Raw genomic sequence first — 798 nt, forward strand, 5'->3', positions numbered from 1 at the left:
CTAGGACGCGGACTCATTAGCTGAGGCAATCCATATCCTCGTTGCGGCAAGCTTGAGAGCGGCGAGATAGTTATCGGCACGTCGGTCGTATCGCGTGGCGAGGCCCCGCATCTGTTTGATACGGTTGAAGAACCGTTCCACAAGATTGCGCTGACGGTAGACCCAGCGGCTGAAGCTGAATGTCTGCTTTCGATTGGCCTTTGCAGGGATATTCGCCCAGCATTTGCGTTGCTTGGCAAAGTTACGAATTGCATCGGTGTCGTATGCCTTGTCGGCAAGGATTGTCGCGCCGGGCTGCAAGTCGCTCAACAGCGTTTCAGCCATGGGTGCATCGGCGGCCTGGCCTGCGGTGAGTTCCAGCCGAACCGGTCTGCCATCTGCATCGACAAGAGCATGGATTTTTGTCGTCAGGCCGCCGCGAGAACGTCCCATGCAAGGATCGGCAGAGCCCCCTTTTTAGCGTTGGCACCATGCTGGTGAACGCGAACACAAGAACTGTCGATCATCACGATGTCTCCATCGTAACGCCTTGAAACGGCGTCCAGAAGACGATCCCAGACGCCCGCATTGCGCCAGCGGGAGAACCGATTGTAAAGCGTCGTGCGTGGACCATAACGCTCCGGCACATCCCGCCAGGACGAACCAGTCCTGAAACGCCACAGAATGCCGTTGATCACCCGGCGGTCATCGACACGTTCAATTCCACGGCTATTGGTCGGCAAGAGAGGTGCGATGATAGCCCATTCTTCGTCGCTCAATTCGTGACGGCGCATGGCAAACTCCTTTCAAGGAGATTGA

1 protein-coding gene is annotated in these 798 nt (G+C 56.8%); it reads right to left on the reverse strand.

Annotated elements, in window-relative coordinates; all coding sequences use genetic code 11:
- Positions 1-773 (reverse strand): IS5 family transposase gene (locus ACI3K0_RS30755; protein WP_404946986.1). Its coding sequence is split into 2 segments (ribosomal slippage): positions 1-450 and positions 453-773, totalling 771 coding nucleotides; the frame shifts between segments, so codons are not numbered across the junction.
- Between the last annotated feature and the right edge of the window lie 25 nt (positions 774-798).

Origin of the sequence: Rhizobium sp. ZW T2_16 (genome assembly GCF_044987325.1) — a bacterium.
Taxonomy (GTDB): domain Bacteria; phylum Pseudomonadota; class Alphaproteobacteria; order Rhizobiales; family Rhizobiaceae; genus Neorhizobium; species Neorhizobium cellulosilyticum.